The following is a 25809-nucleotide window of genomic DNA, read 5'->3' as shown; positions in this document are numbered from 1 at the left end:
ATGGAATGGGTGTTTTGGAGCAGTATTTTAATAATACTTTATAGCTACTTTTTGTATCCTATCGTTTTAATGTGCATCAGCGGTGTTGTACAACTATGGCGAGATAATCGTTATATTTGGCGAAATAATAACAGCCGCACCGCGCCTTTAATCTCGGATGAAACGCTACCTGCTGTAACCGTGGTTATAGCAGCCTATAACGAAGAGAGTTGTATTGCTGATAGAGTAAAAAATATTCTTAGTCAGGATTACCCTGCCGACAAACTTACGTTGTTAGTTGGGTCTGATGGCAGTAAAGATAATACTGCAGAAATTTTAGCTGCGATAACAGACCCAAGGTTAACTGCCTACTTATTTACCGAAAATAGAGGAAAAGTTAGTGTTCTTAATGATTTAATGAGTAAAGTTAGTACTGACATTACAGTGTTAACTGACGCTAACACTGAATTTAAGCCCGATACAATTCGCCGTTTAGTTCGACATTTTTCTGATCCAAATGTTGGCGCCGTATGTGGTGAGTTACAACTTGTTGATGCACAAAGCGGCAATAACCGTGACGGCATTTATTGGCGCTATGAGCGGGTGTTAAAGTTTCACGAGTCTCGTCTTAATGCGTTATTAGGTGCCAATGGTGCCAATTATGCTATTCGACATGCGCTATATCAGCCATTACCAACGAATACAGTAGTTGATGATTATAAAATTGCCATGGAAATAGCCCGCAGCGGCTATCGCTTAAAATACGATCCCGAGGCGATTGCGTTAGAAGAAAGCGCTCCGACAATTACGGGTGAAATGGGGCGGCGCATTCGTATCGGCTTAGGCAACTATCAAGCACTATTTCAAATGAGTTGGATGTTTCATCCTAAAAATGGCATACGCTTGTTTAGCTATGTCAGCCATAAAGTATTGCGCTGGTTCGTGCCGCATTTAATGCTAATAGCACTGTTTAGCAATATGTTTCTGCTTAAGCACACAAGCTATGCCATATTATTTGTTATGCAATTGGCATTCTACGCACTGGCAATGTATGGCTATCGTCAGCATAAACAAGGTAAGCAGCTGTCTATGTTGCTGTCTTTAATTGTATTTTTTGTATCAATGAATTACGCCCTCGGCGTAGGCTTTATACGTTATTTTTCGACAAATATTCAAGGTAATTGGCAGAGGACCGAACGGTGATGTGGGTGTTATTAATAATTGGCGCAGTGGCAGCTTGGCTAGTATTTGTAGCTATAGTACGCAAAAAAAACATGCAAAATTGGTTAGGTAATTATATTCGCCATACATTGACACAGCCTCAAACAGTAACTGGTCCGAAACATATTTTATTTTGTTTTGTTGATCACTATGAGCCGCAGTGGGGACGCAATATTCCACTTGAGCAAGAACGGGCCCGAGTAGATCGCTGGTTTAATGATTATCCTGCCGTTGCTGGTCAGTTTGTTGATGCAGATGGCTGTTTCCCTCAACACTGTTTTTATTATCCAGAAGAAGAGTATCGCTACGAACATTTAGCGAAAATCTCTGATTTATGCTACCGAGGCTTTGGTGAAATAGAAGTACATTTACATCATGACAATGACACTAGCGACAATTTGCGGCAAACCTTAACTAATTTTACGGAAATGCTGCATCGTGAGCATGGTGCCTTTGTTCGAGATGACGTAACTGGAAAATTAAGTTACAGCTTTATTCACGGTAATTGGAGCTTAAATAATTGCCGGCACGATGGCCGATGGTGCGGTGTTAACGACGAGTTAATTATATTAAAAGAAACTGGTTGTTATGCTGATTTTACCTTCCCATCAGCGCCAAGTGATACGCAACCTGCTATGGTCAATACATTGTATTATGCTAAAGACAACCCAGGTCAGCCTAATTCGCATAATACCGGCCGGCCAGTTAGCGTAAATGGTAAGCCTTGGGGTGATTTAATGTTAATCACTGGGCCAATAGGGCTTAATTGGAAAGTTCGGAAAAAGGGCATTTTTCCACAGATTGAAAATGCGGATGTACGCACAAGTATGCCACCAACACCAGAGCGTGTTGATCTTTGGGTAAAATCAAATATTCATGTCAAAGGCCGGCCTGAATGGATTTTTATCAAGGTGCATACCCATGGCACGCAAGAAGAAGATATGGACACCTTGCTTGGCGCGCCATTTGCAAAAATGTGTCAGCATTTACAAACTAAATATAACGATGGTGAGAACTTTGTTTTGCACTATGTAAGTGCAAGAGAAATGTACAATATCGCAAAGGCTGCTGAAGCTGGTGAAAGCGGAAATCCTAATAATTATAGAGATTACGTTATTGCTAAACCAAGTTATAAGCCATTGCAGGACAAGGAAATGGCTGGCAAAGGAATGTAGTATGAGCATTAAGGGTTATAGCCGAGCTATGCTTGAAGTTATATCTGGACATATGGCTTTAAAATGGCAGCGTCGGCCAAGTGGTCTGTACTGTTTTAATTATCACCGAATTGGCAGGGCAGCAGACTCCGAGTTTGACCCTAATGTATTTAGCTGCTCTGAAGAGCGCTTTGCACAGCATTTAGCCTTTTATAAACAAGAATTTGATGTTGTTAGTATTGAAGATCTTATTAGGTTGCAGTCAGAAAACCGTAAAATCAAAGAGCGGCTGGCACTTATTACCTTTGATGATGGTTATATTGATAATTATCTGATTGCTTATCCGATACTAAAAGCAGCGGGAGTTTTCGCTAGCTTTTTTGTTTCAACCGATTATATCGATAAGCCAGAAATCCCCTGGTGGGACGAGGTTGGCTGGATCGTGCGCCATGCTGGTGCGCGAAGCATTCAATTACCACATTGGCCGCAGCCTATTAACGTAGCGCATGGCTCTATTTCAGCGCGAGTTCGGCGTTTGTTAAAAGCAGTAAAGCAAGATAATAGCTTAGTGATGTCCGAGAAACTGGCGCAGCTTAAACGATTACTTCAGCTTGAAAATGTCAGTATGCCCAAATCCACTGAGTTATTCATGAACTGGGCCCAGTTAAAAGAGATGGCCGATCATGGCATGCATATTGGATCACATACGCTGTCGCATAATATTCTTTCGCACTTAACCGCCCAGCAACAACTAGTTGAGCTGACGCAATCAAAGCAGCGTTTGGATACTATGTTGGAGCGACCAGCAATCTCATTGGCGTATCCAGTTGGTGGCCACAATTCTTTTACTCCAGAAACACAACGTTTGGTACAACAAGCTGGTTACCAGTTAGCGTTTTCATTTGTATCTGGCATTAATAGGGAGCTTAACGTGAGTAATTGTTTTCAATTGCGCCGTTTTCCTATTGAAGAGGAATCCTCAGTGTGGCGCCTTAAGCAAATGGTTAATCGACGTTTTGATCTGTGGGCGGTAAATTAATGACAGCGATGGTTGTTGTGCTTAGCGCAGGACCAAACGGTCTTGGTGTAACACGAAGCCTATATCTTATTGGCGTGCGCCCGATAGTTATAAGCCGTGCGCCAGATGACGTTATTAACTTTTCTCGTTTACCCAGCGAAAAAATAGTTTTACCTCGAGAAAACAGCACAGAGTTTTTACAACAACAGCTACTTAAGTTGCCACAGGGCACTATTGTTATTCCAACATCAGACTGGTTTGTTAGTTTTTTAGCTGAAAATGACGATATGTTAATAGCGCATATTCGCTTTTTGTTGCCGTCACCTGACATAACTACGATGTTGATTGATAAAGCTCTGGAAACAAAAAAAATAGCAGCGATATTACCACTACCCCAAACGGTGCAAAAATTAACCAATTCAGCTGATTTACTCGAAGTATTAAAATTACCGATAATTATTAAGCCTCGCTCACACCAACATATGGTGCTTAACAGTAAAAACCGCATACTTAATAATCCGCTAGACGTTCAGCAGTTTTTTCAACAGTTCAGCACGGTACTTGGGCAGCTTATTGCGCAGGAAGTTATACTCGGGGATGATAGTTGCCAGTGGGTTTGTAACTGTTTTTTTGATTATGATTCCGAATTAGTTCAAGCTTTTAGTTTTAATCGATTACGGTTGTCGCCGTCACATTATGGCGTAACGAGCTACGCCATAAGTCAGTATAACGCTGAGGTTATAGCACTAAGTAAAAAGCTAGGTAAAGCGCTAGGCTATGTAGGTGCCGCGATGCTTGAATTTAAATTTGATGTTCGCGATGGAGCCTATAAATACATCGAACTTAACCCGCGGTTAGGAATGTGCAATTATTTTGATACTCGTTGTGGTGTCAATAATGCTGCCGCCTATTATCAGTTACTTAGCCAGCAATCACTTAATTACAACGTGCAGATGAAAAGTGGTGTGGTTTTTCTCAGCTTATATGAAGATTTTTTCTCTCGCCGTAAAGACGGTGAACACACGGTGCGCATTGTTATCGATTATTTACGTAATGTATTTAAGCCACACGTTTTTATTTATCATGTTTGGTGGGACGCAAAACCCTCTATTCATATGTTGAAAATTCAGCTAAAACGGCTGTTTAATGCGTTGGTTAATAAGGTTAAAGTACATTGAACGCCGGTAATCTTTATCTTAGTCGTAACAAACCTGTGCAGGATCCAACGCAGCAATTATTTTCCGCCGCAGGTTATTGGTTGCGCGTTAGTGGCGCCAGCTTATACCGGGAAGATGAACAGGCGGTAATGATCCTTTATGGCTACATTTATAATGCCGATTTTAATACTGACCCCGCCTTTTGGCTTGAATTACTGCAGCGGACCACACCAACGTTAACACACGAGCTTAATCGGCTAGATGGTGCTTATAATCTAGTCCTGTTTAATAAGGCAGATGGGCGCTGCAGCGTATTTACCGATCGGCTGGGCGGGCAACGACTGTACTATCACCAAAACAATACTGAGTTGTGGTTAAGCACAGAGTTTTCAGTAATAGCGGATTTATTGCCAACAAAAAACTTTGATACTAACGGCGTGATGGAGACTCTGCATTTTCGTTGGCTTACCGGCACTGATACTGCGGTTAAAAACGTGAAGAAGATGCCTCACGCTGCGGTGATGCAATTATCGCTATCTCATTCGCCAGTTACTATAATGCGTTTCGGCTTATTGCCAGCTAAGGTTAAACAAACTAGTAAATCAATGGCTGAGCATGTTGAGCACGTGCAGCAGTTAATTGCTGACAATATTGTTGCCTCAATTACACCCGGCGATAAGATCGCAGTATTGCTTAGTGGCGGAGTTGATTCAGCAGTGCTGCTGGCGATATGTTGTTATTTACAGTTAGATGTTGTTGCTATAACTCCTGTGCATGAACATCATGATAATCCAGAGCTAGAAACCGCAAAAGCCTTCGCAAGAGAGATGGGCGTTGAGCATAGAGTGATCCCGATACAAAATGCTGACATCACGCAGTTATTTTCCGAGGTTGTACAACAGTTAGCGTCGGCGCCTCGAAGTCACAGTGCGTTATCACTGCAGTTGCTTGTTAAGCAGCTGTCAGGTGAGTTTAATAAAGTTCTGTACGGTGAAGGTGCTGATACCTTATTTGGTTCTCGTGCGGTAAAACGTTTTGGCAATAGATACAACAAGCATAGAGCCGTGCGCAAGGTGCTAAATTGGTTGCCTGGGGTGAATACGGTAATACCGTTATTACCCATCGGCACTAAAGTAAAAGCGCTGGTCAATTTTGATACCAATACTGCTATTGCTGAAGAAATAGCACTGACGTTATCTGAAGATATATATTCGTCGCTAGCTAATACGCTAACGTTACAGCCAAAAACTTTATTGCAGCAGTTTAATACTGATGTTGCGCTATTAGATGGTTTTGACGCTAATGTCCGCATGCTAAAGCAAAGCCTATTCTCTACCGACGTAGTCAATCATTTTTATGAGCTTTATACGCTAGCATCGGCTGCGAAAATCCAGTTAGTCAGTCCGTTTGCCTGCTGGCCGGTTATGTCGTATGCCGCTCAATTGCCTGATGCGCTTTATTTTGGCGAGCAATTTGTTAAGCCCGTTTTAAGAGCGCTAGGTGAAAAGTTTTATACCGCTGAGCTAATGTATCTACCTAAGTTTGGCTTTCCGGTGCCGCATAAATATTGGCTTAGCGAACCACTAAAGCCACTAACTCAACAAGCTGCTGAATTTTTTAACGTGCCAAATAGTTGGTTAGATAATGCGGAAATGGCGTGGACTCTTGCTGGGTTGTATCTGCTAGCTAAACAATGGCATATTTCTCCTTTGCCTTTAATGAAGCATGTTGCTGGAGCGGTTAGAAATTAATAAGCTACAGAATGGTTGGTCTAAGTTATCAACGCTTGAACAGCTAACGAGCATTAAGCAACAGTGGTATATATTGAATAAACAGTGTGGTGACGTGCTGTTTTGCTCTCCTACATGGTTAATACACTGGATATTTTGTTATTGGCAACCTGATTGGCAATTAGAGGTATGGGTTTTTGTTAGTAATGGTGAATTGGTGGCACTGTTACCTTGCTATAGCCAGCCGCTAGCGGCCAATGCTAAGCGACGCGTGCTCTATCCCTTGGGGCAAGGTGAACCAGAAGAATGTGAAGTTGCCTCTGAGTTTGTTGATTTGCTGATATTACCCGCTTGGCAAGCTAGGTTATTGCCTGAACTTGCCAATAAAATTAATGCCTCTAATGTTACTAAAATTACGTGGCGCGCGATTAGTGCTAACGCCAGTATTTTACATTTAGCAAGGCTGCTTCGTTTTGCAAGTATTCGTGGTTCTGGTTTTAGATATAAAAACTGCAAACAGATAGATTTAACATTGTCATCACAGATTAAGCGTAAATGGCAAAAAATATTGCGCTACGAACACAATAAGAAAGCTGTTTTTTCTTGGTTAAGACAAGACGAGGCTGCAGTTTTTTGGCCAGAGCTTAAACGCTTGCATCAGTTACGCTGGCAAAAGCAGGGCAAACTAGGTGCATTTAGTTGTAACAGCTTTAATGCATTTCACATGGCGCTAATTACACAGCATCCAGAGTGTTGCTATATGAGTGTGTTAACAATTGATAATGAACCTGCGGCAATTCACTATTATTTGGAAAGTGCAGGCTGTTTGCACTTTTATCAGGCTGGTTGGTCGGCAACCTATGCCAGTTTATCCCCCTCTGCGATGTTGCACTTATGGACGGCACAGCATTCGCACTGTGCTAATTATGACTTTATGATGGGGGGAAATATCAGTTATAAACAAGAATTAGGTAATGCCAAAGAAGCCTGTTACCAGTTGGAGGTGTACTTTGGCATGCGTGCAGTTATGCAAGTATGTTTAAACACGTTAAAAAGAATGACAGGACGTTATAAATGATAGATGTACCTAACAATAGTCGCTTAGTGGCACCGAAACTGACCGACGCCTTATTACCTTTTCTATTTCTCTGTATTTATATGTTGCTTATCTTGGTGCGTCCTCAAGAATGGCTAGAACAATTTAAAGATTTACCCATTATCCGCTTGGCGCTATTACTCGCATTTGCAAGTTATCTTGTTTTACAAAAAGATAAAAAATTACCGCCGCAAGTAATCTGCTGTATTTTACTAGTGCCGGTTATGTTTTTGTCGGGTATAAGCAATGGCTGGCTCACCGGAGGTATTAACAGCGCTAATAATTTTATTATTTCAGGTGTGTTACCGATCATTATTTTTAGCGGTTTAACCACCACCGTTGCTCGTACCAGAATTTTAATGTTAATAGCTATTGCTGCGGCTATGGTAATGGTTAATAACGGTATTTCACAAAAAAATAGCCCTGTTGGTATAGGCTGGTCGGGCAGTGCGTTGTCTTGGCTAGATCGTATTACCTATGTTGGTTTTTTTAACGATCCAAATGACTTAGGTATGTTTTTTGTTATGACCTTACCTTTTGTCTTTCTATTCTTTATACGCGGTGGCGTGCTAACAAAGTGTATAGCTGGCTTTTGTGCAGCATATATTTTATATGGTGTTTATTTAACTAACTCCCGTGGCGCCTTGCTGTCAATTGTCGCGATGGCCGGTTTATTTAGTTATTTAAATTGGGGTAAGTTTAAAACGATTTTAAGTGCGGTGTTATTATCACCGGCACTGATATTTATCTTTATGAAGTTCCGCTCTATTGATGTAGACGAGGAGTCTGCTGCAGGTCGAGTCGATTCTTGGTATGAAGGTATGCAACTATTTTTATGGAAACCACTATTAGGTGTCGGCCAGGGTAATTTTATCGAGCATCACAATATTACTGCGCATAACTCATACGTATTAGCTTTAGCTGAGTTAGGCATTAGTGGTTACTGTTTATGGATGATGTTCTTACTACTAACGTTATATATGGTATATCCACAGCGAAAAATTAACGTAATTACCTTACCGACGATACCTGAAAATTTTGCGTCGTATCGCGAGCAAGTTGCCTTTACTAAAGAGTATGAGCAAATTAAAAATCAGAAATGGCTTAGCGATTGTCTGTTTTATTCTATGGTTGGCTTTGCCGCCGCTGCATTTTTTCTTAGTCGAACTTACGCCTTAGTGGCCTACGTATTTGCCGGAATAGCTATTGCTCAGTACTTTCAAGCGGCAAAGCATAATGGTTTGTCATCGTTACCATCTCTTAAGCATATTATGGTACGTATTTTTTGGTTTACGATATTGAGTGTGTTTGCATTTTTTATCATTATTAAAGTTTTGCTATAACTAGCGTGATGATATGGCTTGCTGCAGTTCCCGTATTGTACGGCGCTCTAACAGCAGCAGGCCTAACGCATAGCTTAGTGTGCCAGCAGCAATCAATAATAGTAGGTTTGTTACGTTAACCTCGGTTAAATAGAGTTTTAGTGACCAGACTATCGCAACCATAATTACGCCACAAAACATGATTTTGCTGATACTTTTGAGAAATATCAACATCGAAAAGTTAAACAGCTTACTGTAACGATATAGCACTATGGCATAGGCTAACGGAAAACCTACAAGCCAAGCTAAGGCTAGACCCGTAGCACCAAACTTACTTAAGGCAAAAAGCGCTACTGACACAAATGCCGCCATATAGAGGGTGTTTATAATAAGATATTTTATATATCCCAATGCTTTAGCTGCGGGCTGAAATAATTCCTCGCTAAAACGCAGCGGCATCAGTATTAAAACCAACGTTGTTGGTAAAATAGCGGCGCTCCACTTTACGCCAATAATTGATGGCAACAGGTAATCACAAACCGAGGCTAAGCCCCAGAAAATGGGTAGTGTAAAAATAAGGCCTAAACGCTGTGCTTTGACAATAAAATGAGTGATTTTTTCTGGTTGATCTTGTAGCTGAGAGAATGCTGGGAAAGATATTTCTTTGATTAACGGCAAAATCTTTTTCTGTGGCATTAATGCAAAGTTTAATGCGACAGTGAAAATACCAATTTCTGCTGTGGTAAGCAGTAGGCCACCGATGGTAACGTCAAGATGAATAAATACATACCAAATTAATGTGAAGACCGACATTAAACCACCAAAGCGAATTAACGGTAGGCTGTCTTTAATGCGAAATGTAGGCAAGCACGGCGCGGGATGGTAAATCAGTACCATGGCTACTCTAAGCGCTATAGCAATAATTTCACCATAGACTAGCGCCCAAAAACCGTAACCATAAATTGCCAGTAGTAGGGTGCTTATTGCGGCAACAATGTTAGATACTGCAGAAATCAGCGCTAACTTTTTAAAGGCCATCGCCCTGCGAAGTAGTGCTGTCGGCACAGTTTCAAGAGCTAATAATAGAAAACACCACGCATTAACTTTTAATACATCAGCAACGAACGCATTGTTATACAAATTAGCGATGGTGTCGGCTAATAAATATTGACCACAGAATAAAAGTGAATAGATACAGAGCGTAATGCCAAAGTACGAAGATATGGCTTTTTGCTCTAAATTCCGCGCTTGTATCAGAGGACTTATGGCAATGGTTGAGGCAATCGTCATTAACAGGCTGAACAAGATGTCAGCAATTGCCACAATACCGTAGTCTTCAGGTGTTAAAATCCGGATAACCCAAAATGTTAAGATCCAACGTAAAGTTTGTGTCGTTGCTCGCCCTAGTGCAACCCATTTTAATGAGTGCAGCACCTTGGTTTTTAGCGCATTATTTTCTGTCATTCTGATTAAGAGCGCCTATTATGGGCTAAGTAAAGCGGGATGCTTGATAGCAAGTTGAATAAGAAAACTAGTAAACGCTGCAGATAGCGACAGCGTTCAAGTTGCCAATAACGGTCGCTTAACGGCCTCGACCAAACAATACAATTTCAACGGTTCTAATCAAGATAACTAAATCTAGCGTCAAACTGCGATGCTTAATATAGTACAAATCAAATTTAAGTTTTTCTTGTGCATCTTCAGCCGTCGCACCATAAGGGTATTTAAGCTGTGCCCAACCTGTTAAACCAGGCTTCACGTTATGGCGATTATTGTAGTAGGGAATGTCTTTAGCTAGCTGCACTACAAATTCAGGCCGCTCAGGGCGCGGACCAACAAAACCCATTTCACCTTTTAGCACGTTAAGTAACTGCGGTAGTTCATCAATGCGGTATTTACGAATAAACTGTCCAACACGAGTTACGCGGTTATCATTTGTGGATGCCCACTGCGCGCCATTTTTCTCTGCATCGGGTTTCATACTGCGAAACTTCAGAATGTAAAATGGAGTACCGTCAATACCAACCCGTAACTGCTTATAGAACACCGACGCGCCAGTTTTGCGGCCATCTTCAAGATAAATTAATAATGCGGTTAACAGCATAAGCGGCCAAGTTACGGCTAATAGAAGTATCGCTAACACTACGTTTAGCACATAACCTAAGCTGGTTTTAAAACCGTTATTAAGCATTAAGCCATTAGAATGAATAACCCAGCTTGGGTAAATTAGGTTAACTGCAATTTGCCCAGTTTCGTTCTCAATGAAATCTAATATTTCAATAATGTCAACGCCACGGGTTTTACACTTAAACAAATCTTCGATTGGTAATTTGTTTCTACGTTCGTCACAGGCAATAACAAGCTGGTCTACTTCGTTATCCATAACGAATTTAAATAAGTCATTAGTGTAGTCAACATTCAGCTGACGGTGTGGCAGTATGGCCGCATCTTTATCACCTTCGATACGAACATAACCCATGATTTCGAAATCGCGGCGGTCAACGTTACGCCGCATTCTGCGCTCAATAATGGATGCGCGTTCACCTGCACCTAATATCAATACTCTGCGTCGGCTCAAACGATTAATATCTTGGTAATGGCAGAGTGCTCTAAACCCTGATATTGATGCTGCAGCAAACAGTGATGCCCAAAGTAGATACAAGCTACTGATATGAATTGACGAAAATAACTGAAATATAATTAGCTCAAGTAGAATTGCGCTAAACACTAGCGTGATAACTACTCTTTTCACAATACCTTTGCTGCCTTCACGGAGTTTGTGGTCATATAAGCCAACAGACAACGCGCACAACATTACTGCTGCAGCAAAAATAACAACGTTTAGTAAGCGAATTTCGAGCGGAACGGCGGTATTGTTGATGTTAGTTAAAGTGCTAGCTAACCAGCTAGATAGGCAGAGCAGGGACAGCTCACCCAATAAAAAAAGTTTGTCAGCAATAGACTTCCTTCCATAGCGACTAGCATTCATTTTGACCACATCCTTGTGCATCCATTGCAATTAGGCTATTACATAGTTTGTTCTACCCATCTGTATATAGCTTAACCTAGTTTATGTAACTTTTGTAGAACGAAATGTAAAATTAATTTGCAATCTACACCGTAAAAGCGCGAATATATGCGTTAGACCAGAATGCGTTTGCAAAAGGATGAGCATTATTATGGAATTAGCAAAATTAACCAAAAATGGCGTAGTGCTGTTTTTATTTGTATTGTTGGCCGGTTGTAGTGCGGTTTACCTGCCCAAAGCCACAGTGCAGAGTTCTTTGACTACCTCAGTCAATAATTACCAGTATCTTATAGGCCCAAATGACAATGTTAGTATTTTTGTTTGGCGTAATCCTGAGCTATCTGGAAGCTTTATTGTACGCCCAGATGGTAAAATTTCTACCTCGTTAGTAGAGGATGTGCCAGTAAGTGGGAAAACGCCAACGCAACTAGCGCGTGAAATGGAAAACATATTAAGTAAATATATTCGCGATCCCGTAGTAACCGTATCGGTGAATAGTTTTGTTGGCCCTTACAGTGAGCAAATTCGGGTAATAGGCGCTGCAGCTAATCCACAGGCGATTAGTTATAGAGAATATATGACGTTATTAGATTTAATGATTGCCGTAGGTGGTCTAACTGAGTTTGCTGATGGTAATTCGGCAAAACTAGTGCGTGTATCAAATGGAACTCAACTGACTTATAATCTGCGACTAGATGATCTGATTCGAGATGGTAACATTGGCGCCAACGTTGATATTTTACCTGGTGATGTCGTTATTATTCCTGAAGCTTGGTTTTAAATAATTGCAAATTTAGTAGTACCGTCATGGAGTGACAAATGAGACAACTCAACGAAGCCATTGAGCAAGTTACAACCTATATTCGTGGTATATGGATACATCGACGCTATGCATTAATAACGGCATGGCTAGCGTGTATTTTAGGTTGGTATATCGTGCATCAGCTTCCGCCTGTTTATCAAGCTGAGTCAAAGTTGTATGTAGAAACACAAACTATGCTGGAACCCCTTCTTAAAGGGATTGCGATCAGAAACAATCCCGATCAAGAAATTAAACTTCTAGCCAGAACGTTACTGAGCCGACCTAATTTAAAGAAAATTGCTCGAGAAACCGATTTAGATATTGAAGCGGTGAACGATAAGCAATATGAAAAACTGATCGATACGTTAACCGAAAACATTAAAATTTCGTCATCTGGTCGCGAAAATATTTATGTTATTAGTTATCACAACCGTTCACCTCAGCTCGCATTAAAAGTAGTGCAAGCGACGTTAAATACCTTTGTTGAGAACCGTTTAGGTACGTCAAGAGCCGATTCTAAAGGCGCGGAAAAGTTTTTAAGCGAGCAAATTGCTGAGTATGAAACACGTTTAATTGAAGCAGAGCGTAAACTATCCGAATTCAAGAAGAATAAGATGTTTATGATGCCGAGTGCTGAAAGCAATTACTACGTTCGGTTAGGTGTTGAAAAGCAAAATTTAGAAGCGGCAACCTTAGAGTTAAAACAGTTAGAAACTCAGTTGCAGCTAGCTCGTACTCGGTTAGACCCTGCCTCTAAGAACGGTAATAATGCCGTTCCAATTGATTTTGTTACGCCATTTGACGAACGCATCGCCGCGCTCAATACCAGCTTAGATAACTTACTTATTAAGTTTACCGAAAATCACCCTGATGTAGTTGAAAGTAAAAGACTACTGGGCTTTTTAAAGCAACAACGCGCAGACATGTTAGCGGAACTTGCAGCAGGTGAGCAAAATATTGGTACTGCTAACGAGTACGTACAACAACTTAAGTTGAATATTTCGGCGTTGGAATCGCAAGCCGCTTCGGCGAAAGTTAAAGTTGATGCTTATACGCAAAAGGTCGCGGAATTTGAAAGTAAGCTTAGCCAAATACCGCAAATTGAGGCTGAGTTTACGGGTTTAAATCGAGATTACGAGATAAATAGGGCGCAGTATGAAGCATTACTCACGCGCAGAGAAGCTGCTGAGTTAGCAAGAAAAGCGGATGTGTCAGAGCAGGATGTACAATTTAGGGTGATAGACCCGCCACGTGTACCTATTGCACCATCAGGACCTAAACGCTTAATGCTGTATAGCTTAGTGTTATTAATAGGTTGTGGTTTAGGTATTATGGTAGCTTTTATCCGTAGCCAAATTTCGCCCACGTTAATCTCTGTTTCACAGTTGAAAACGATATCAGAAATTCCAGTATTCGGTTTTGTTTCACATACCAATAAGCCACAGTTAGTTCGCAATATGCGCGTGCACTTTATCTATTTTATGTTGCTAACGGGAACCTTAGTTGCAATCTACGCAATGATAATGGTCAGCGAGTTATTTTTTGGTGGTACAGCAGAAACCATATCGAGGGTCTTTAAGTGAGCATTATAGAAAAAGCAGTAGATAAGCAGCTATTAAACAAAGACTCGTCGACAACACCACTTAAAAAAGTAGTGAGCGCTGAAAGCATAGAGCCGCCATTACATGCAGACTATAAAAAGCATACTAGTTCTGCGACACAGGGTGCTGTCGAACCCACAAGCACACATTCTACTTGCATCGAGTTAGATTTAGCCGATTTAGAACAGCGCCATTTTGTGTCTTTATCAGCGAAACGTCGGGTAATCAATGAAGAATTTAGTGTTATCAAACGTAAGTTGATCAGTAATGCGTTTGGCCCGATAAGCCGCTCACTGAAACACCCTAATTTAATCTTAGTCAGTAGCTCAAGGCCGGGTGAAGGGAAAACCTTTACTTCGATTAATCTTGCGTTGAGTATTGCGCTTGAACAAGACAAAACGGTACTGCTAGTTGATGCTGACGTGTTAAGACCTCAGGTGTCTAAAACATTAGGTTTTGAGAGCAACCTTGGCCTTACAGATTATTTGTCATCAGACAACATAGATGTGCAGGACATTATTTTATCTACAAACGTTGAGCGTTTAAAAATAATATCGGCGGGTAGGGCTCATCACTTATCAACAGAGCTGTTAGCAAGCCAAAAAATGGCTGAATTAGCTAATGAGTTTGCTACGCGTTATAAAGATCGAATAGTAATATTTGATGCACCACCACTTCTTGGCGTCAATGAAACGGCAGTAGTCGCCACCATGTGTGGGCAAGCTATTATTGTGGTTGAAGAAAATAAATCTAAATTATCTGAAATTGAACAATCAATAGCGCTAATCCCACCTGAAATAGCTGTAGGTTTTGTGATTAACAAGGCTCATCGTGCTCAAGCAGGAGACTATGGATATGGGTACTATTATGGTGGTGCCTAAATATCGGATATCGACGTTATCTTTATTGATAACGTTCGGCCTGGTAAGCGCTAGTGCTGCCGCCGGTGATTGGCAGTTAAAACCAAGCTTGCTGCTTGATACTTATGCTTACCAGTTAAAAAAAGAGTCTAACGATGCTTGGGATAAGGGCGCGGCAGCGGTATTAACGCCTGATATTGCGCTACTTTACGATAGCAAAAACTTAGTATCTATTTTCGGTTGGCAGCAAAAAAATATATTTTACGATGATAAGCAACGCACTGACAAATCTCTCGATTATATAAATTTTGATAATCGTTTATCCGCTTGGGATAAACGATTAGTTTGGAGTGTCAGTGCAAATAAAGATTATCGCGTAAGGAATTCTCAACGTGGTATTTTTTCTGATGAAATAACCGGCTATGCCGACTTAAGTAAAACCAGTAGTCTCGGTACGTCGCTGCTATTGCGCTCAGCGGCGCATAATAAAATCCAAACATCGTTGAATCTAACCGCGCGACAAATTAAATCTGATAGCCCAGAAAATAGTGATGATCTAGGTAACTTTAATAATGAGTTTTATGCGGCAGGGCTCTCTGTTGGCAAGCAACGACGTGGTAACGAATTTTACTGGCAACTTAATAGCTCGTATTCACAAAACGAAAGAGATATTGGTAGTAATTTGACCTCGAAAAATGCTGATGTTAGTGTGGGCCTCCCTCTACATCGCAGTGTTTCATGGGTAAATCGAGCAAGGTATGAAACCAACGATTTAACAAGTTATACCAATGAATTTCGTTCTATAGGCACCGGGCTTGAGTATAGGTTTGGTAATGTGTCGTATGTTAACGCCACTTATAACCGCTATACCCAACAGCAACTTGAAGAAACTAGTGATGGTTACTGGGCATTTGATATGTTGTTGGCTCCAACGCGCCGTTCATCATTACAGGTGACACTAGATCGACGCTATTACGGCCGTTCAGTTGAAGTTTCAGGCAACTATAGACTGCAACATTTATCGGCTAGATTAACCTATAACGAGCGCGTCACCGTAAATAATGGTCTAGAGCAAGAACTGGTTGATTTAGGCTTCTTCGTTTGTCCTGGTAGTTTTACCAACATCGGCGATTGTTTTGTGCCACCGTCAGCAAACTATCAGCTAGCAGCAGGAGAGTCGTTGAAAAACTTTGTTGTTGCCGATATCGAAATTACCGAGAACGTGGTGTTGCGTAAAGGCGGCTCGTTAAATTTAGCTTACGATAAAAGTCGTTTAACCTTAGGTTTAAATGTAACACGGACCGAGGATATATATGTTGAAAGTGATAGGTTAAATCGAACAAGAGCGATGTCACTTAATGCTAAGTGGCGTTTATCGCCTCTGATGACATTAACCTCAGAAATTAACTGGTATGAGCTTGAGTACTCTGTAGAGCAACGAACAGATAAAAACATGCAGTTAAAGGCAGGAGTTAAGGTTGAGCTGAATGAGCGTTCTGATTTAGCTGTTAATATCAGGAGAGTAGAGCGTAACTCTAATCAAACACAGTTTGATATGCAAGAAAACCGAGTTTGGTTAAGTTACGCCTATCGTTTTTAAGTAAGTAGTAAATAGTTAACAGCCTGATTATTGATGTTTATTATCAGGCTGTTGTAATGCCTTATATTGTTTATTCAGTAGTTCATCCATCTCTTTTAACAATTTCAATTTATCTTCAATTGCTTTGTTTAAATCAGCAGAAATACTATTTTGATAGTGATCTACGTGCTGTTCAACCGGTTTGACATTGGGACTTAGGTTGGCAACTTCTTGGTTTATTTCATCTATAACTAACTGCACATCACTCATCGTTAATTGACGTTTATCTTCTAAGTAACCATATAGTAATACTCGGTCCATTAAGGTGTGAATTTTTCTTGGAATACCCCGGCTTTGCTGGTGAATTAACGGGTAGCAATTTTCTTGGATTATAGAACTGTCGCCGCCCGCTTGAACTAAGCGATACTCTATATAGGCTTTAGTATCATCTGCTTGTAACGCTGATAAATTTGATGAAGCAATAATACGTTGTCTAAATTGTTCCATATTAGGAGCCTGGATAACAGCATTTAACTCATTTTGGCCTAATAGAAAACTTTGTAGTAACGGTTTGCCGTTAAATTGAAAGTTAGACAGCATGCGCAGCTCCTCAATAGAGTCTAAAGGTAGATTCTGAGCTTCATCTACCAGTAGCAGCGCGCGTCGGTGTTGCGAGTGTAAGCGCTTTAGATAATTGTATATCGCGTCTAAGTAATTTGCTTTGGTGTGCTCGGTTACAGCTAGATTAAAACTGGATGCAATCATTCTAATCAGATCATCGGGTTCTAACTTTGAGGTTACAATTTGCTTGGCTATTATCTCATCTTGATTTAGCTGACTGACTAATTGGTTAGCAATGGTAGTTTTACCGGTGCCTACATCGCCGGTAATAACGATAAAACCTTCACCTTGCGATAAACCGTACTGCAGGTAGGCGAGCGCACGTTTATGCAACTTACTAGCATAAAACCAATTAGGGTGCGGAGTGAGCTGAAATGGCCGGTCCTTTAGTCCGTAGTACTTCTCGTACATTACTGATAATCCTTTAATAATAGCTAGCTTACAAATTTAGGCTGGTAGGGCAGTGCTATTTTATACAAAAACTGACCTTAACACGAGATATGCTATCTTATCATGGTTGAGTTTTTTATTCTGGTCGAGGCAATACCTTAATTTTTAGCTAGCTAAGCCACTAGAAAACAGCTGTTTTTGAATTTTTTGCTGACAATATAATCTTTGCGTTTAAAAAACGTGCGAACAAACAGTGACGGAGAAAAAACTGTTGACACATTTTGAGTGGCACCCTAGAATGCGCCCCGTGTTCAGCACTAATGTAATTAGTTATGAATATAAAAGTGTGGGGCTATAGCTCAGCTGGGAGAGCGCTTGCATGGCATGCAAGAGGTCAGCGGTTCGATCCCGCTTAGCTCCACCAAGATTTTACAGTGCGTCCCCTTCGTCTAGAGGCCTAGGACACCGCCCTTTCACGGCGGTAACAGGGGTTCGAATCCCCTAGGGGACGCCAATAAATCTGCACACTTTTTTGAATGAATGTCACAGCGTCCCCTTCGTCTAGAGGCCTAGGACACCGCCCTTTCACGGCGGTAACAGGGGTTCGAATCCCCTAGGGGACGCCAATTCATCTCATTCAACGCTTTATCTACTGTGTCCCCTTCGTCTAGAGGCCTAGGACACCGCCCTTTCACGGCGGTAACAGGGGTTCGAATCCCCTAGGGGACGCCATTAGCGTCACTAGCGCAGTAATTAAGTTTGATTAGTTAATTAAAAACACATCCCACTGTTACTCAGTTTTCAAATCTAATAATAACTTTCCAACAAAATCGCTAATTAGCGGTTGTGCTTTGCTATTCGGATGAATTCCGTCTTCTTGCATCAATGTATTATCAACGGCAATGTTATCCATAAAAAACGGCCATAACCTAAGTTTATGTTTTTCTGCTAACTGTGGATAAATATCACTAAATAGTTGACCATAACGTGGTCCATAGTTAGGTGGTATGCGTATTTGCATTAATATTGGCGTAGCTTTATGCTGCTTCGTAAGTGTAATGATTTTGCTTAAATTTGTTTGAATGGAATCAATAGTAAAACCACGCAAACCATCATTACCACCAAGTTCAATTAGTACTACGTCGGGTTGATGTAGTTTAAGCAGCGCTGGTAGGCGAGCTAAACCTCCCGCCGTTGTTTCGCCACTAATACTTGTGTTAACTAATTGCCAGTCAGTATTACTTTGTAATAACTGTGGCCAACCTTGCTGTTGTTGCATGCCGTATGCAGCACTTAAACTGTCGCCAAGGATCAGCAGTTTTTGTGCAATAGCGCCTTGACTAAATAAACCTAAAACGAGAAAGAAGATAATACGCATGATAATAGCACCTGAAATTCATATTAAAGCGACTGGACTGACTAAGAGTGTCAAAGTTGCTGACGGTTCATTAACCATACTGCATGATATCAGTTTGTTGATCAATCGTGGTGAATCGGTTGCTATTGTTGGTGCTTCTGGTTCGGGTAAATCAACGTTACTTAGTTTGTTAGCTGGTTTAGACGTTCCAAGCCAAGGTGAAGTGTTTTTGGCTGAATATCCGTTACATTTACTGTCTGAAGACGAACGAGCCGGGGTGCGAGCAGCGCATGTCGGTTTTGTATTTCAATCATTTTTATTATTGCCCAGCCTAACCGCACTAGAAAATATTACACTACCGGCTGAGCTCGCAGGCATTAAAGATGCAACTGCGCGGGGGTTAGCACTACTGCAGCAAGTTGGTTTAGCCGAGCGAGCCGACTTTTTCCCGGCTCAACTTTCAGGCGGAGAACAGCAGCGAGTTGCGATAGCACGAGCCTTTATCACTAAGCCGGATGTGCTTTTTGCTGACGAGCCGTCGGCAAATTTAGATGCGACTACAGGGTTAAAAATAGAAGACTTACTGTTTAAGCTTAATGCCGAGCAGGGCACTACATTAGTGTTAGTAACGCATAATAATGATTTAGCTGCGCGCTGTCAGCGGCAATATAAAATGCAAGCGGGACGTTTTATTGAAACGGATATGCAAGGGTCACAACATGTTGGCTAAAATTGCTTGGCGTTTATTTTGGCGCGAGCTACGCCGCGGTGAGCTTTGGGTTATTGCATTTGCACTGTTTTTAGCTGTTGGCTCAGTCGTTAGCTTAAGCGGCATTACCACAGGGGTAAAAAGCGCACTTATGCAGCGAAGTGCACAGTTTTCCGCGGCCGACAGTGTATTGCGTTCTAGTCAGCCATTTGATCAGGCTATTTTTGCCCAAGCTGAAAATTTAAAGGTGCAAACTGCGCGACAAATGCAATTTGATTCAATGCTATTTGCCGCTGATGTTATGCAGCTGGTGACAATAAAAGCGGTTGATAATAGCTATCCGTTGCGGGGCGAGTTGTTATTGAAGCGCGCCTCTCGAATAGCTGAAGGTAAAACAGTATCGCTTAATAAAGGTGACGTGTACTTAGAAATGCGCTTGTTTGATCTGCTTAAACTATCAGTGGGTGATCAGATTGAATTGGGCATGGCTAAGTTAACGGTCGGTGGTGTTATAGCGAATGAACCTGATGCGCCGTTAAGTGTATTTGGCGGGGCACCGCGCGTCTTAATGCACATCGATGACGTGGCTGCGACACAAATTGTTCAACCAGGTAGCCGAATTACCTATCGTTACTTGTTCGCTGGTAATGCAACGAACTTAGCTAAGTTTGAATCAGCAATAACCCCGAACCTTAGTTCACATCAGCGTTGGCAGAAGCTTGATAATGAATCTGCTATTGGCAGCGCGCTAGAACGCGCAGAGCGTTTTTTATTGTTGGCTGGGTTGCTCGGCATTATTTTAGCCGCTTGTGCCGCAGCAGTTGCAGCAACGCGTTATAGCCAGCGCAATACCCAAGCTGTGGCAGTAATTAAAGCCTTAGGCGCAACAACTCAGCAAGTACGCCTACTTTATGGTAGCCATTTATTTTTGGTTATCTTATTTAGTTTAGTAACAGGTGTGATAGCGGGGCAGTTAGCCATTGACGCTGCGCATTGGGGAATAAAATATTACCTAAATGATTATCACGCTGAGTTTAGCTGGCGGCCATTATGGTTAGGTTGTTTAACCGGCGTTATTTGCGCCCTATTATTTGCAGCAAGGCCTATGTGGCGCTTAGCTAGTACAGCGGCAATAGATGTATTAAAACAGCCGTCGCTTAGCTTAGGCTTTGATGTTGTGCAGTGGGTTGTAGGTGCGGCGGCAATATGGGCATTAATGTGGCTATTTAGTGGCGAATTGGTACTCAGTATTGGTTTGTTTGTGATTTGTGCCGTATTCGCTGCGGTACTTATGGTTTTTGCGGCGGTGTTAGTTAAATTTGTTAAACCGGTTGCTGCAGGGCAGAGCAGCGCGCGCAAGCTAGCAATGGCAAATTTAAGACGGCGTTTATGGGCGAATAGTTTTCAGTTAATCACCTTTAGCTTGGCGATATTTTTAGCATTATCGCTATATTTTTTGCGTTCAGAATTGATTGAACAGTGGCAGAAGCAAATCCCTGTAGGCGCACCTAATCATTTTTTAGTTAATATAACCGAGGCGCAGCGCGATACGCTTAATAGTTTTGCTAAGCAGCATCAATTAAAGCTTGGACAGTATTATCCGGTTGTTCGTGGTCGCTTAACGGCTATCAATAATGAACAGGTACAACAGGAAGTTACTAAAGACGATCGTTCGGCGCAGCGTGTTGGTATTGGTAGAGAACTTAATTTAACGTGGTTATCTGATTTACCACAAAATAATCAGCTAACCATTGGGCACTGGTTTGCCGTGCAAGCTAACGCCGAAGTATCTGTTGAGGCGGAGGTTGCACAAAGGCTGGCGATAAAACTAGGCGATACACTAGCGTTCTCTATTGGTGGTCAAGAACTTAGTGCAAACGTAAGCAGCATTAGAAAAGTTGACTGGAATAGCTTGCAGCCAAACTTCTATATGATTTTAAGCCCTGATTTGTTGGCAAATTTCCCAGCAACTTATATCAATGCATTTTATCTGGCGCCAGAGCAAAGTGTGTTACTTAATCAGCTTGTACGCCTATTACCTACAGTAACAGTGATCAGCGTAGATAGTATTATTGCTCAGGTAAATAGCATTATTGGCCAAGTAACCATAGCGCTTAGCTTTATATTGCTTATTATCGGTTTGGCTGCAGCATTGGTTTTAGTGGCTCAGGTACAGGCAACGTTAGAACAACGCGAACAAGAGCTAGCAATATTACGTACTCTGGGGGCGCGTTATATATTTTTACGTAACGCGTTAGTGCTAGAGTTCGTGTTCTTGGGTGCAATGGCTGGGCTGTTTGCCACAATATTGGCCGAAATAATGTTGTTTGTTCTGCAACAACGGGTGTTTAATTTGCCCTTTAACTTACACTATAATTTATGGTGGATAGGGCCAATGTTAGGTGTGGTATTGGTAACAGCATTGGGCTGGTGGCAGTTAAAACGCTTATTACGTATCCCGAGTGCCCAGTTAATACGTCGGGTATTACAAGGTTAAGTCTAAACAGTTTATCTTAGTAACGCGCATAGTGCCGGTTCTAGTTCAGAAAACTGAAATTCATAACCGGCCTTGCTTAGGTTGCTCGGTATTACGCGCTGGCCAGTTAATAATAACTCTGCCATTTCGCCGAATATCAACTGCAGCATAAATGCAGGCATAGGCAATAACGCGGGCCTATGTAACACTTTAGCTAAGGTTTTACTGAACTGGACGTTGGTTACTGGTGTAGGGGCTGTCGCATTAAATATACCCTGTAAGGTAGGGTGGTTTAACATAAAATCAATCAGTCTTACCATATCATTGATATGGATCCACGACATATATTGCTCGCCACTGCTAATTGGTCCACCAAGGCCTAATTGAAATGGCAATAGCATTTTCTTCAATGCGCCACCGTGTTTTGCTAATACTATACCGGTGCGCAGTATACAAACGCGCGTCGCTGGACTTTCAGCCTCTAGAGCGAGGGCTTCCCATTGTTGGCATAGCTGATGAGCAAAATCATTATGGTAATGGGTATAGTCTTCAGTAATAAGCTGCGCGTCTTGGGCACCGTAGATACCAATGGCCGAGCCACTAATAAATATTTTCGGAGGGGTACTCGCGGCCTTTATGGCAGAGACAAGCAGCGCAGTGCCATGCCAGCGGCTATCACATAACACTTTCTTTTGTCGCTCTGACCAACGTTTACCAACAATAGGTTCGCCGGCTAAATTTATTACTGCATCAACCTGGTTGAGGTTGATATTAGATAAACTAGACACGACGATGATATTGCTACCCAGTTGACTTGCTGTTTTTTCAGGCGAACGACTTAGTACAGTAAGCTTATGTACGCCTTGCCATTGTTTCACCAAATGGCTACCAATTAAGCCACTGCCACCGGTCAGTAATATGTGCATGTTAGCCCCGTTGCCTTAAATAGACGTTTACCTAAGCTGTAGTATAGAGCTTATTTGTTTACGGAGAGTGTCAGTGATACTGAATCGGCAAAGCGAAGCGCATAAGGTTTATCAATTTCAACTTCGGCGTAGCGCACTGAAGGGTGCTCAGAAGCAATGGCTAGAACATCGGCAGTGAGTTTTTCAAGTAATGAAAAACGTTGCTGTTCAACTAACGCAATAATTTTTTTTGTAATAGTACGGTAATTTAACGCGTTATCCATATTGTCTGTGGTGACTGCGGCTACTGCGCTGTAATGAATTTTAGCGTTAACAATTACATCTTGTTTATTGTTTATTTCATCTTCATTAATGCCAATAAATGTACGTAAACGTAAATTTTTAATTTTAATTACGGCTAAATTATTTAATTCCATTTTTAATTCCACTAAATATTAATGCTAGCAATGCTTTACGTAAGGATCAGATATTTCGATCAGAAGGGCTAGTAAAGCTTAATTAAATTGTATACGAAAGCGCGCACCGCCTAAATCGCTACTATCTAGTTGAATATTTCCCGAATAGGATTCTACTAACTCGGCAACAATGGCTAAACCGACGCCATGGCCTTCATGATAAGTATCTAGCCTGGTACCGCGTTCAAATAGTTGCTTGCGTTTTTCTACTGCAACACCAGGGCCGTCATCTTCAATACACAACACTAATTGTGGTTTTTGGCTAATATTAACGGCAACGTTATGGCGACAAGCTTTATAGGCGTTATCTAATAAATTACCTAGAACTTCCATTAAATCGGTTTCATCACCACGAAACATGCAGTCGTCGGCACAATTAACTTGTATGTGCACATTCTTATCTCGATAAATTTTGCTCAGGGCCGACACTAATTTTTCAACTAGCGGTTTTATGGCTATTTGTTTTTTCCAAATATCTTGTCCAGAGCTTGCAGCTCGCTTTAACTGATGCTCGATCATCGCAGTAATACGATCGAGTTGCTCTTTTAATTCAGGTTGTTGGCTTAGCGCCGAGGTATTTAACACCGCTACTGGCGTTTTAAGTGCATGGGCCAAGTCACTCAGATGGTGACGATAACGTTGTTTTTGCCTATTTTGGTTTGCTAGTAATAAATTAAGATCTTCTTTAATAATACTAAGCTCTGCTGGATAGTTTGCATTTAGCTGTTCTTGGCTACCATTTTCAACGCGACGGATCTCATGGTCTAAGCGTGAAAGTGGTTTAGTTGTCCAGTAATAAGCCAATAGCATTAATAATAATAGCATTAGTCCTATACCGATAAACCATTGAATTAACGTGGCTCTAAACGCTAATTGTGGTGCTATCAGCCGTTGATTCGTTTGTACAACGTGTACGGTTAATGGTCGGGTGTATTCTTCTGCATCAAATAAAAGCGCAATAGATAATACCCAATAATCGTTAGTATTTTGCTGCATGTTCTGGAATAAATGCTCGCCTGGTGGCAAGCCTTCTACTGGCGGGAAGAAATGCTGATTTAATGACGAATCAGATTGCCATACAACTTCTTGTTCATGAGTAATGTAAGCGCTAAGGCCAGAATCTGGCCGATAAAAATCCGGAGTAAGTGCATTATTTAATAATTCTACTTTATCTTCTGACACACTAAGTTCAGATAAAATAGCGTACATATGCACTTCCATTTTTTGCTCAGCGCTGGTTAATAGCTGAGTATAAAATGCACGGTCTATGGCAACGAAAGAACTAGGCAGCAGAAACAGCAGTAAAAAAATACTGACCAATATCTGCCGCAGCTTTAAAGATAACGACATATTAAGCTACTGTTAGCGTAAAACGATAGCCTCGACCGCGCAGCGTTTCAATGGGTTTCAGCTCGCCGTCAGGATCCAACTTTTTACGTAAACGTAAAACAAAAACTTCAATTACATTGCTATCTAAATCAAAGTCTTGATCATAAATATGTTCGGTTAACTCGGTTTTAGAAATTACTTTGTTTGGGTTCAGCATAAAGTACTCTAGTACTTTGTATTCATAGGCTGTTAGGCTTACTTCATCTTCTTTATGCCATACTTGCTGTGTGCGGCTGTTTAATGAAATAGGGCCGGATGATAAGGTTGGCTCGGGTTGTCCTGCTGCTCTTCGGATTAGGGCGTTACAGCGGGCTAATAACTCTTCAGTATGAAAAGGCTTAGTGAGGTAGTCATCCGCACCGGCATCTAAGCCTTCCACTTTTTCCTGCCAGCTACCGCGAGCAGTAAGTATAATAATGGGTGCTTTTATTCCGGCTTGCCGAGCTTTACGTATTAACGACAGGCCATCCATCTTGGGTAAACCAATATCAATAATGGCGAGATCATAAGGATACTCTGACAATTTAAACCAACCATCATCACCATCAACAGCAACATCAACACTGAACTGTTGTTGTTGTAACTGCTCTTTAATTTTTTGCGCTAATAGACTTTCATCTTCAACTACAAGTAAACGCATTAAATTCCATCCCTTTTAACCCGGCCCGATTGGCCATCGACTAATACTGTTACTACTCGACCATCGGCCTGTAACACTCTGATCCGATATTGTTTATTTTCGGTTTGCACTTTAACAATTTTACCTGGATAGCGTTCTTGCGCTAACGCTGCAGCTTGTTCACGGCTCACTGCTGGCTTATCTGCTTGCCCTTTGGCTTGCGGCGAGCTAGCGAACAATAGCACTATTGCAAGCAAAAAAACTCTGATGTTAAGCATTGTTCTCTCCAATATACAGCCGTACTTTACCTAACTATTAAT

Annotated in this window: 22 protein-coding genes and 4 tRNA genes; 17 read left to right on the top strand and 9 right to left on the bottom strand. The window is 41.4% G+C overall.

Features of this window, described 5'->3' with window-relative positions; translation table 11 throughout:
• From MN199_RS07125 to MN199_RS07095, 7 genes are all read left to right on the top strand, one after another.
• Complete coding sequence (locus MN199_RS07125) at positions 1-1182, top strand: glycosyltransferase family 2 protein (protein WP_132583835.1); 1182 nt, start codon at positions 1-3, stop codon at positions 1180-1182.
• Positions 1183-1253: 71 nt separating this feature from the next.
• Entirely contained in the window at positions 1254-2375 is a 1122-nt protein-coding gene (locus tag MN199_RS07120; RefSeq protein ID WP_335738890.1) for a hypothetical protein, read from the top strand.
• A 1-nt stretch (position 2376) separates the two neighbouring features.
• A complete protein-coding gene (locus MN199_RS07115; protein WP_132583831.1) occupies positions 2377-3393 on the top strand; it encodes a polysaccharide deacetylase family protein in 1017 nt (338 codons plus the stop codon).
• Entirely contained in the window at positions 3393-4550 is a 1158-nt protein-coding gene (locus tag MN199_RS07110) for a carboxylate--amine ligase (RefSeq protein ID WP_335738889.1), read from the top strand. Before MN199_RS07115 ends, MN199_RS07110 begins: the two co-directional genes overlap by 1 nt.
• A gap of 35 nt (positions 4551-4585) precedes the next feature.
• The gene (locus tag MN199_RS07105; protein ID WP_335738888.1) at positions 4586-6280 is read left to right on the top strand and encodes an asparagine synthase-related protein; all 1695 of its coding nucleotides are present in this window, start codon (positions 4586-4588) and stop codon (positions 6278-6280) included.
• Positions 6255-7337 carry a GNAT family N-acetyltransferase gene (locus MN199_RS07100; RefSeq protein ID WP_335738887.1) on the top strand — a complete coding sequence of 361 codons (1083 nt, stop codon included), beginning with the start codon at positions 6255-6257 and terminating at the stop codon, positions 7335-7337. Before MN199_RS07105 ends, MN199_RS07100 begins: the two co-directional genes overlap by 26 nt.
• Positions 7334-8698 (top strand): O-antigen ligase family protein, encoded by a 1365-nt coding sequence (locus tag MN199_RS07095; RefSeq protein ID WP_132583823.1) that lies wholly within the window; start codon positions 7334-7336, stop codon positions 8696-8698. Before MN199_RS07100 ends, MN199_RS07095 begins: the two co-directional genes overlap by 4 nt.
• Here MN199_RS07095 and MN199_RS07090 read toward each other — a convergent pair whose 3' ends face one another.
• Both MN199_RS07090 and MN199_RS07085 read right to left on the bottom strand, forming a co-directional pair.
• Positions 8699-10141, bottom strand: a complete 1443-nt coding sequence (locus MN199_RS07090; protein WP_335738886.1) for an oligosaccharide flippase family protein — start codon at positions 10139-10141, stop codon at positions 8699-8701. It lies immediately after the preceding gene.
• 118 nt (positions 10142-10259) lie between these two features.
• Complete coding sequence (locus MN199_RS07085) at positions 10260-11666, bottom strand: TIGR03013 family XrtA/PEP-CTERM system glycosyltransferase (RefSeq protein WP_132583819.1); 1407 nt, start codon at positions 11664-11666, stop codon at positions 10260-10262.
• A gap of 190 nt (positions 11667-11856) precedes the next feature.
• Here MN199_RS07085 and MN199_RS07080 point away from each other — a divergent pair, with 190 nt between their 5' ends.
• The 4 genes from MN199_RS07080 to MN199_RS07065 are packed head-to-tail and all read left to right on the top strand — an operon-like array spanning position 11857 to position 16568.
• Positions 11857-12486 (top strand): XrtA/PEP-CTERM system exopolysaccharide export protein, encoded by a 630-nt coding sequence (locus tag MN199_RS07080; RefSeq protein WP_132583817.1) that lies wholly within the window; start codon positions 11857-11859, stop codon positions 12484-12486.
• Between the two features lie 38 nt (positions 12487-12524).
• The gene (locus tag MN199_RS07075) at positions 12525-14090 is read left to right on the top strand and encodes an XrtA system polysaccharide chain length determinant (RefSeq protein ID WP_132583815.1); all 1566 of its coding nucleotides are present in this window, start codon (positions 12525-12527) and stop codon (positions 14088-14090) included.
• Complete coding sequence (locus MN199_RS07070; protein ID WP_132583813.1) at positions 14087-14989, top strand: XrtA-associated tyrosine autokinase; 903 nt, start codon at positions 14087-14089, stop codon at positions 14987-14989. The genes MN199_RS07075 and MN199_RS07070 overlap by 4 nt, the downstream gene beginning before the upstream one ends.
• Positions 14958-16568 (top strand): TIGR03016 family PEP-CTERM system-associated outer membrane protein, encoded by a 1611-nt coding sequence (locus MN199_RS07065; RefSeq protein ID WP_335738885.1) that lies wholly within the window; start codon positions 14958-14960, stop codon positions 16566-16568. The genes MN199_RS07070 and MN199_RS07065 overlap by 32 nt, the downstream gene beginning before the upstream one ends.
• A 27-nt stretch (positions 16569-16595) precedes the next feature.
• On the opposite strand, the gene MN199_RS07060 is transcribed toward MN199_RS07065, so the two are convergent.
• Positions 16596-17579 (bottom strand): ExeA family protein, encoded by a 984-nt coding sequence (locus MN199_RS07060; protein ID WP_132583809.1) that lies wholly within the window; start codon positions 17577-17579, stop codon positions 16596-16598.
• A gap of 327 nt (positions 17580-17906) precedes the next feature.
• Here MN199_RS07060 and MN199_RS07055 point away from each other — a divergent pair.
• The 4 genes from MN199_RS07055 to MN199_RS07040 all read left to right on the top strand — a co-directional run bounded on the left by MN199_RS07055 (position 17907) and on the right by MN199_RS07040 (position 18290).
• Positions 17907-17982, top strand: a tRNA-Ala gene (locus MN199_RS07055).
• Positions 17983-17996: 14 nt separating this feature from the next.
• Positions 17997-18072: transfer RNA gene (locus tag MN199_RS07050), tRNA-Glu, on the top strand.
• Between the two features lie 36 nt (positions 18073-18108).
• A tRNA-Glu gene (locus tag MN199_RS07045) sits at positions 18109-18184 on the top strand.
• A gap of 30 nt (positions 18185-18214) precedes the next feature.
• A tRNA-Glu gene (locus MN199_RS07040) sits at positions 18215-18290 on the top strand.
• Positions 18291-18348: 58 nt separating this feature from the next.
• Here the strand turns inward: MN199_RS07040 and MN199_RS07035 are convergent.
• A complete protein-coding gene (locus tag MN199_RS07035) occupies positions 18349-18936 on the bottom strand; it encodes an arylesterase (RefSeq protein ID WP_335738884.1) in 588 nt (195 codons plus the stop codon).
• Between MN199_RS07035 and MN199_RS07030 the strand changes: the two genes are divergently transcribed.
• Positions 18935-19645 carry an ABC transporter ATP-binding protein gene (locus MN199_RS07030; protein WP_335738883.1) on the top strand — a complete coding sequence of 237 codons (711 nt, stop codon included), beginning with the start codon at positions 18935-18937 and terminating at the stop codon, positions 19643-19645. The two genes, MN199_RS07035 and MN199_RS07030, sit on opposite strands and share 2 nt — an antisense overlap.
• Positions 19635-22121, top strand: a complete 2487-nt coding sequence (locus MN199_RS07025; protein ID WP_335738882.1) for an ABC transporter permease — start codon at positions 19635-19637, stop codon at positions 22119-22121. The genes MN199_RS07030 and MN199_RS07025 overlap by 11 nt, the downstream gene beginning before the upstream one ends.
• 11 nt (positions 22122-22132) lie before the next feature.
• On the opposite strand, the gene MN199_RS07020 is transcribed toward MN199_RS07025, so the two are convergent.
• From MN199_RS07020 to MN199_RS07000, 5 genes are all read right to left on the bottom strand, one after another.
• Positions 22133-23026: a TIGR01777 family oxidoreductase gene (locus MN199_RS07020; protein ID WP_335738881.1), complete on the bottom strand. Its 894-nt coding sequence runs from the start codon at positions 23024-23026 to the stop codon at positions 22133-22135.
• A gap of 50 nt (positions 23027-23076) precedes the next feature.
• Positions 23077-23442, bottom strand: a complete 366-nt coding sequence (gene folX, locus MN199_RS07015; RefSeq protein ID WP_132583799.1) for a dihydroneopterin triphosphate 2'-epimerase — start codon at positions 23440-23442, stop codon at positions 23077-23079.
• A gap of 78 nt (positions 23443-23520) precedes the next feature.
• Positions 23521-24831, bottom strand: a complete 1311-nt coding sequence (locus MN199_RS07010) for an ATP-binding protein (protein WP_132583797.1) — start codon at positions 24829-24831, stop codon at positions 23521-23523.
• A 1-nt stretch (position 24832) separates the two neighbouring features.
• The gene (locus MN199_RS07005; protein WP_132583795.1) at positions 24833-25510 is read right to left on the bottom strand and encodes a response regulator transcription factor; all 678 of its coding nucleotides are present in this window, start codon (positions 25508-25510) and stop codon (positions 24833-24835) included.
• Complete coding sequence (locus tag MN199_RS07000; RefSeq protein ID WP_132583793.1) at positions 25510-25767, bottom strand: PepSY domain-containing protein; 258 nt, start codon at positions 25765-25767, stop codon at positions 25510-25512. The genes MN199_RS07005 and MN199_RS07000 overlap by 1 nt, the downstream gene beginning before the upstream one ends.
• Between the last annotated feature and the right edge of the window lie 42 nt (positions 25768-25809).

It is taken from the genome of Rheinheimera metallidurans, from assembly GCF_036983985.1.
Taxonomy (GTDB): Bacteria; Pseudomonadota; Gammaproteobacteria; order Enterobacterales; family Alteromonadaceae; genus Alishewanella; species Alishewanella metallidurans.
The sequence above is the reverse complement of the archived record's forward strand: the minus strand, read 5'-3'. Positions and strand labels throughout refer to the sequence as shown.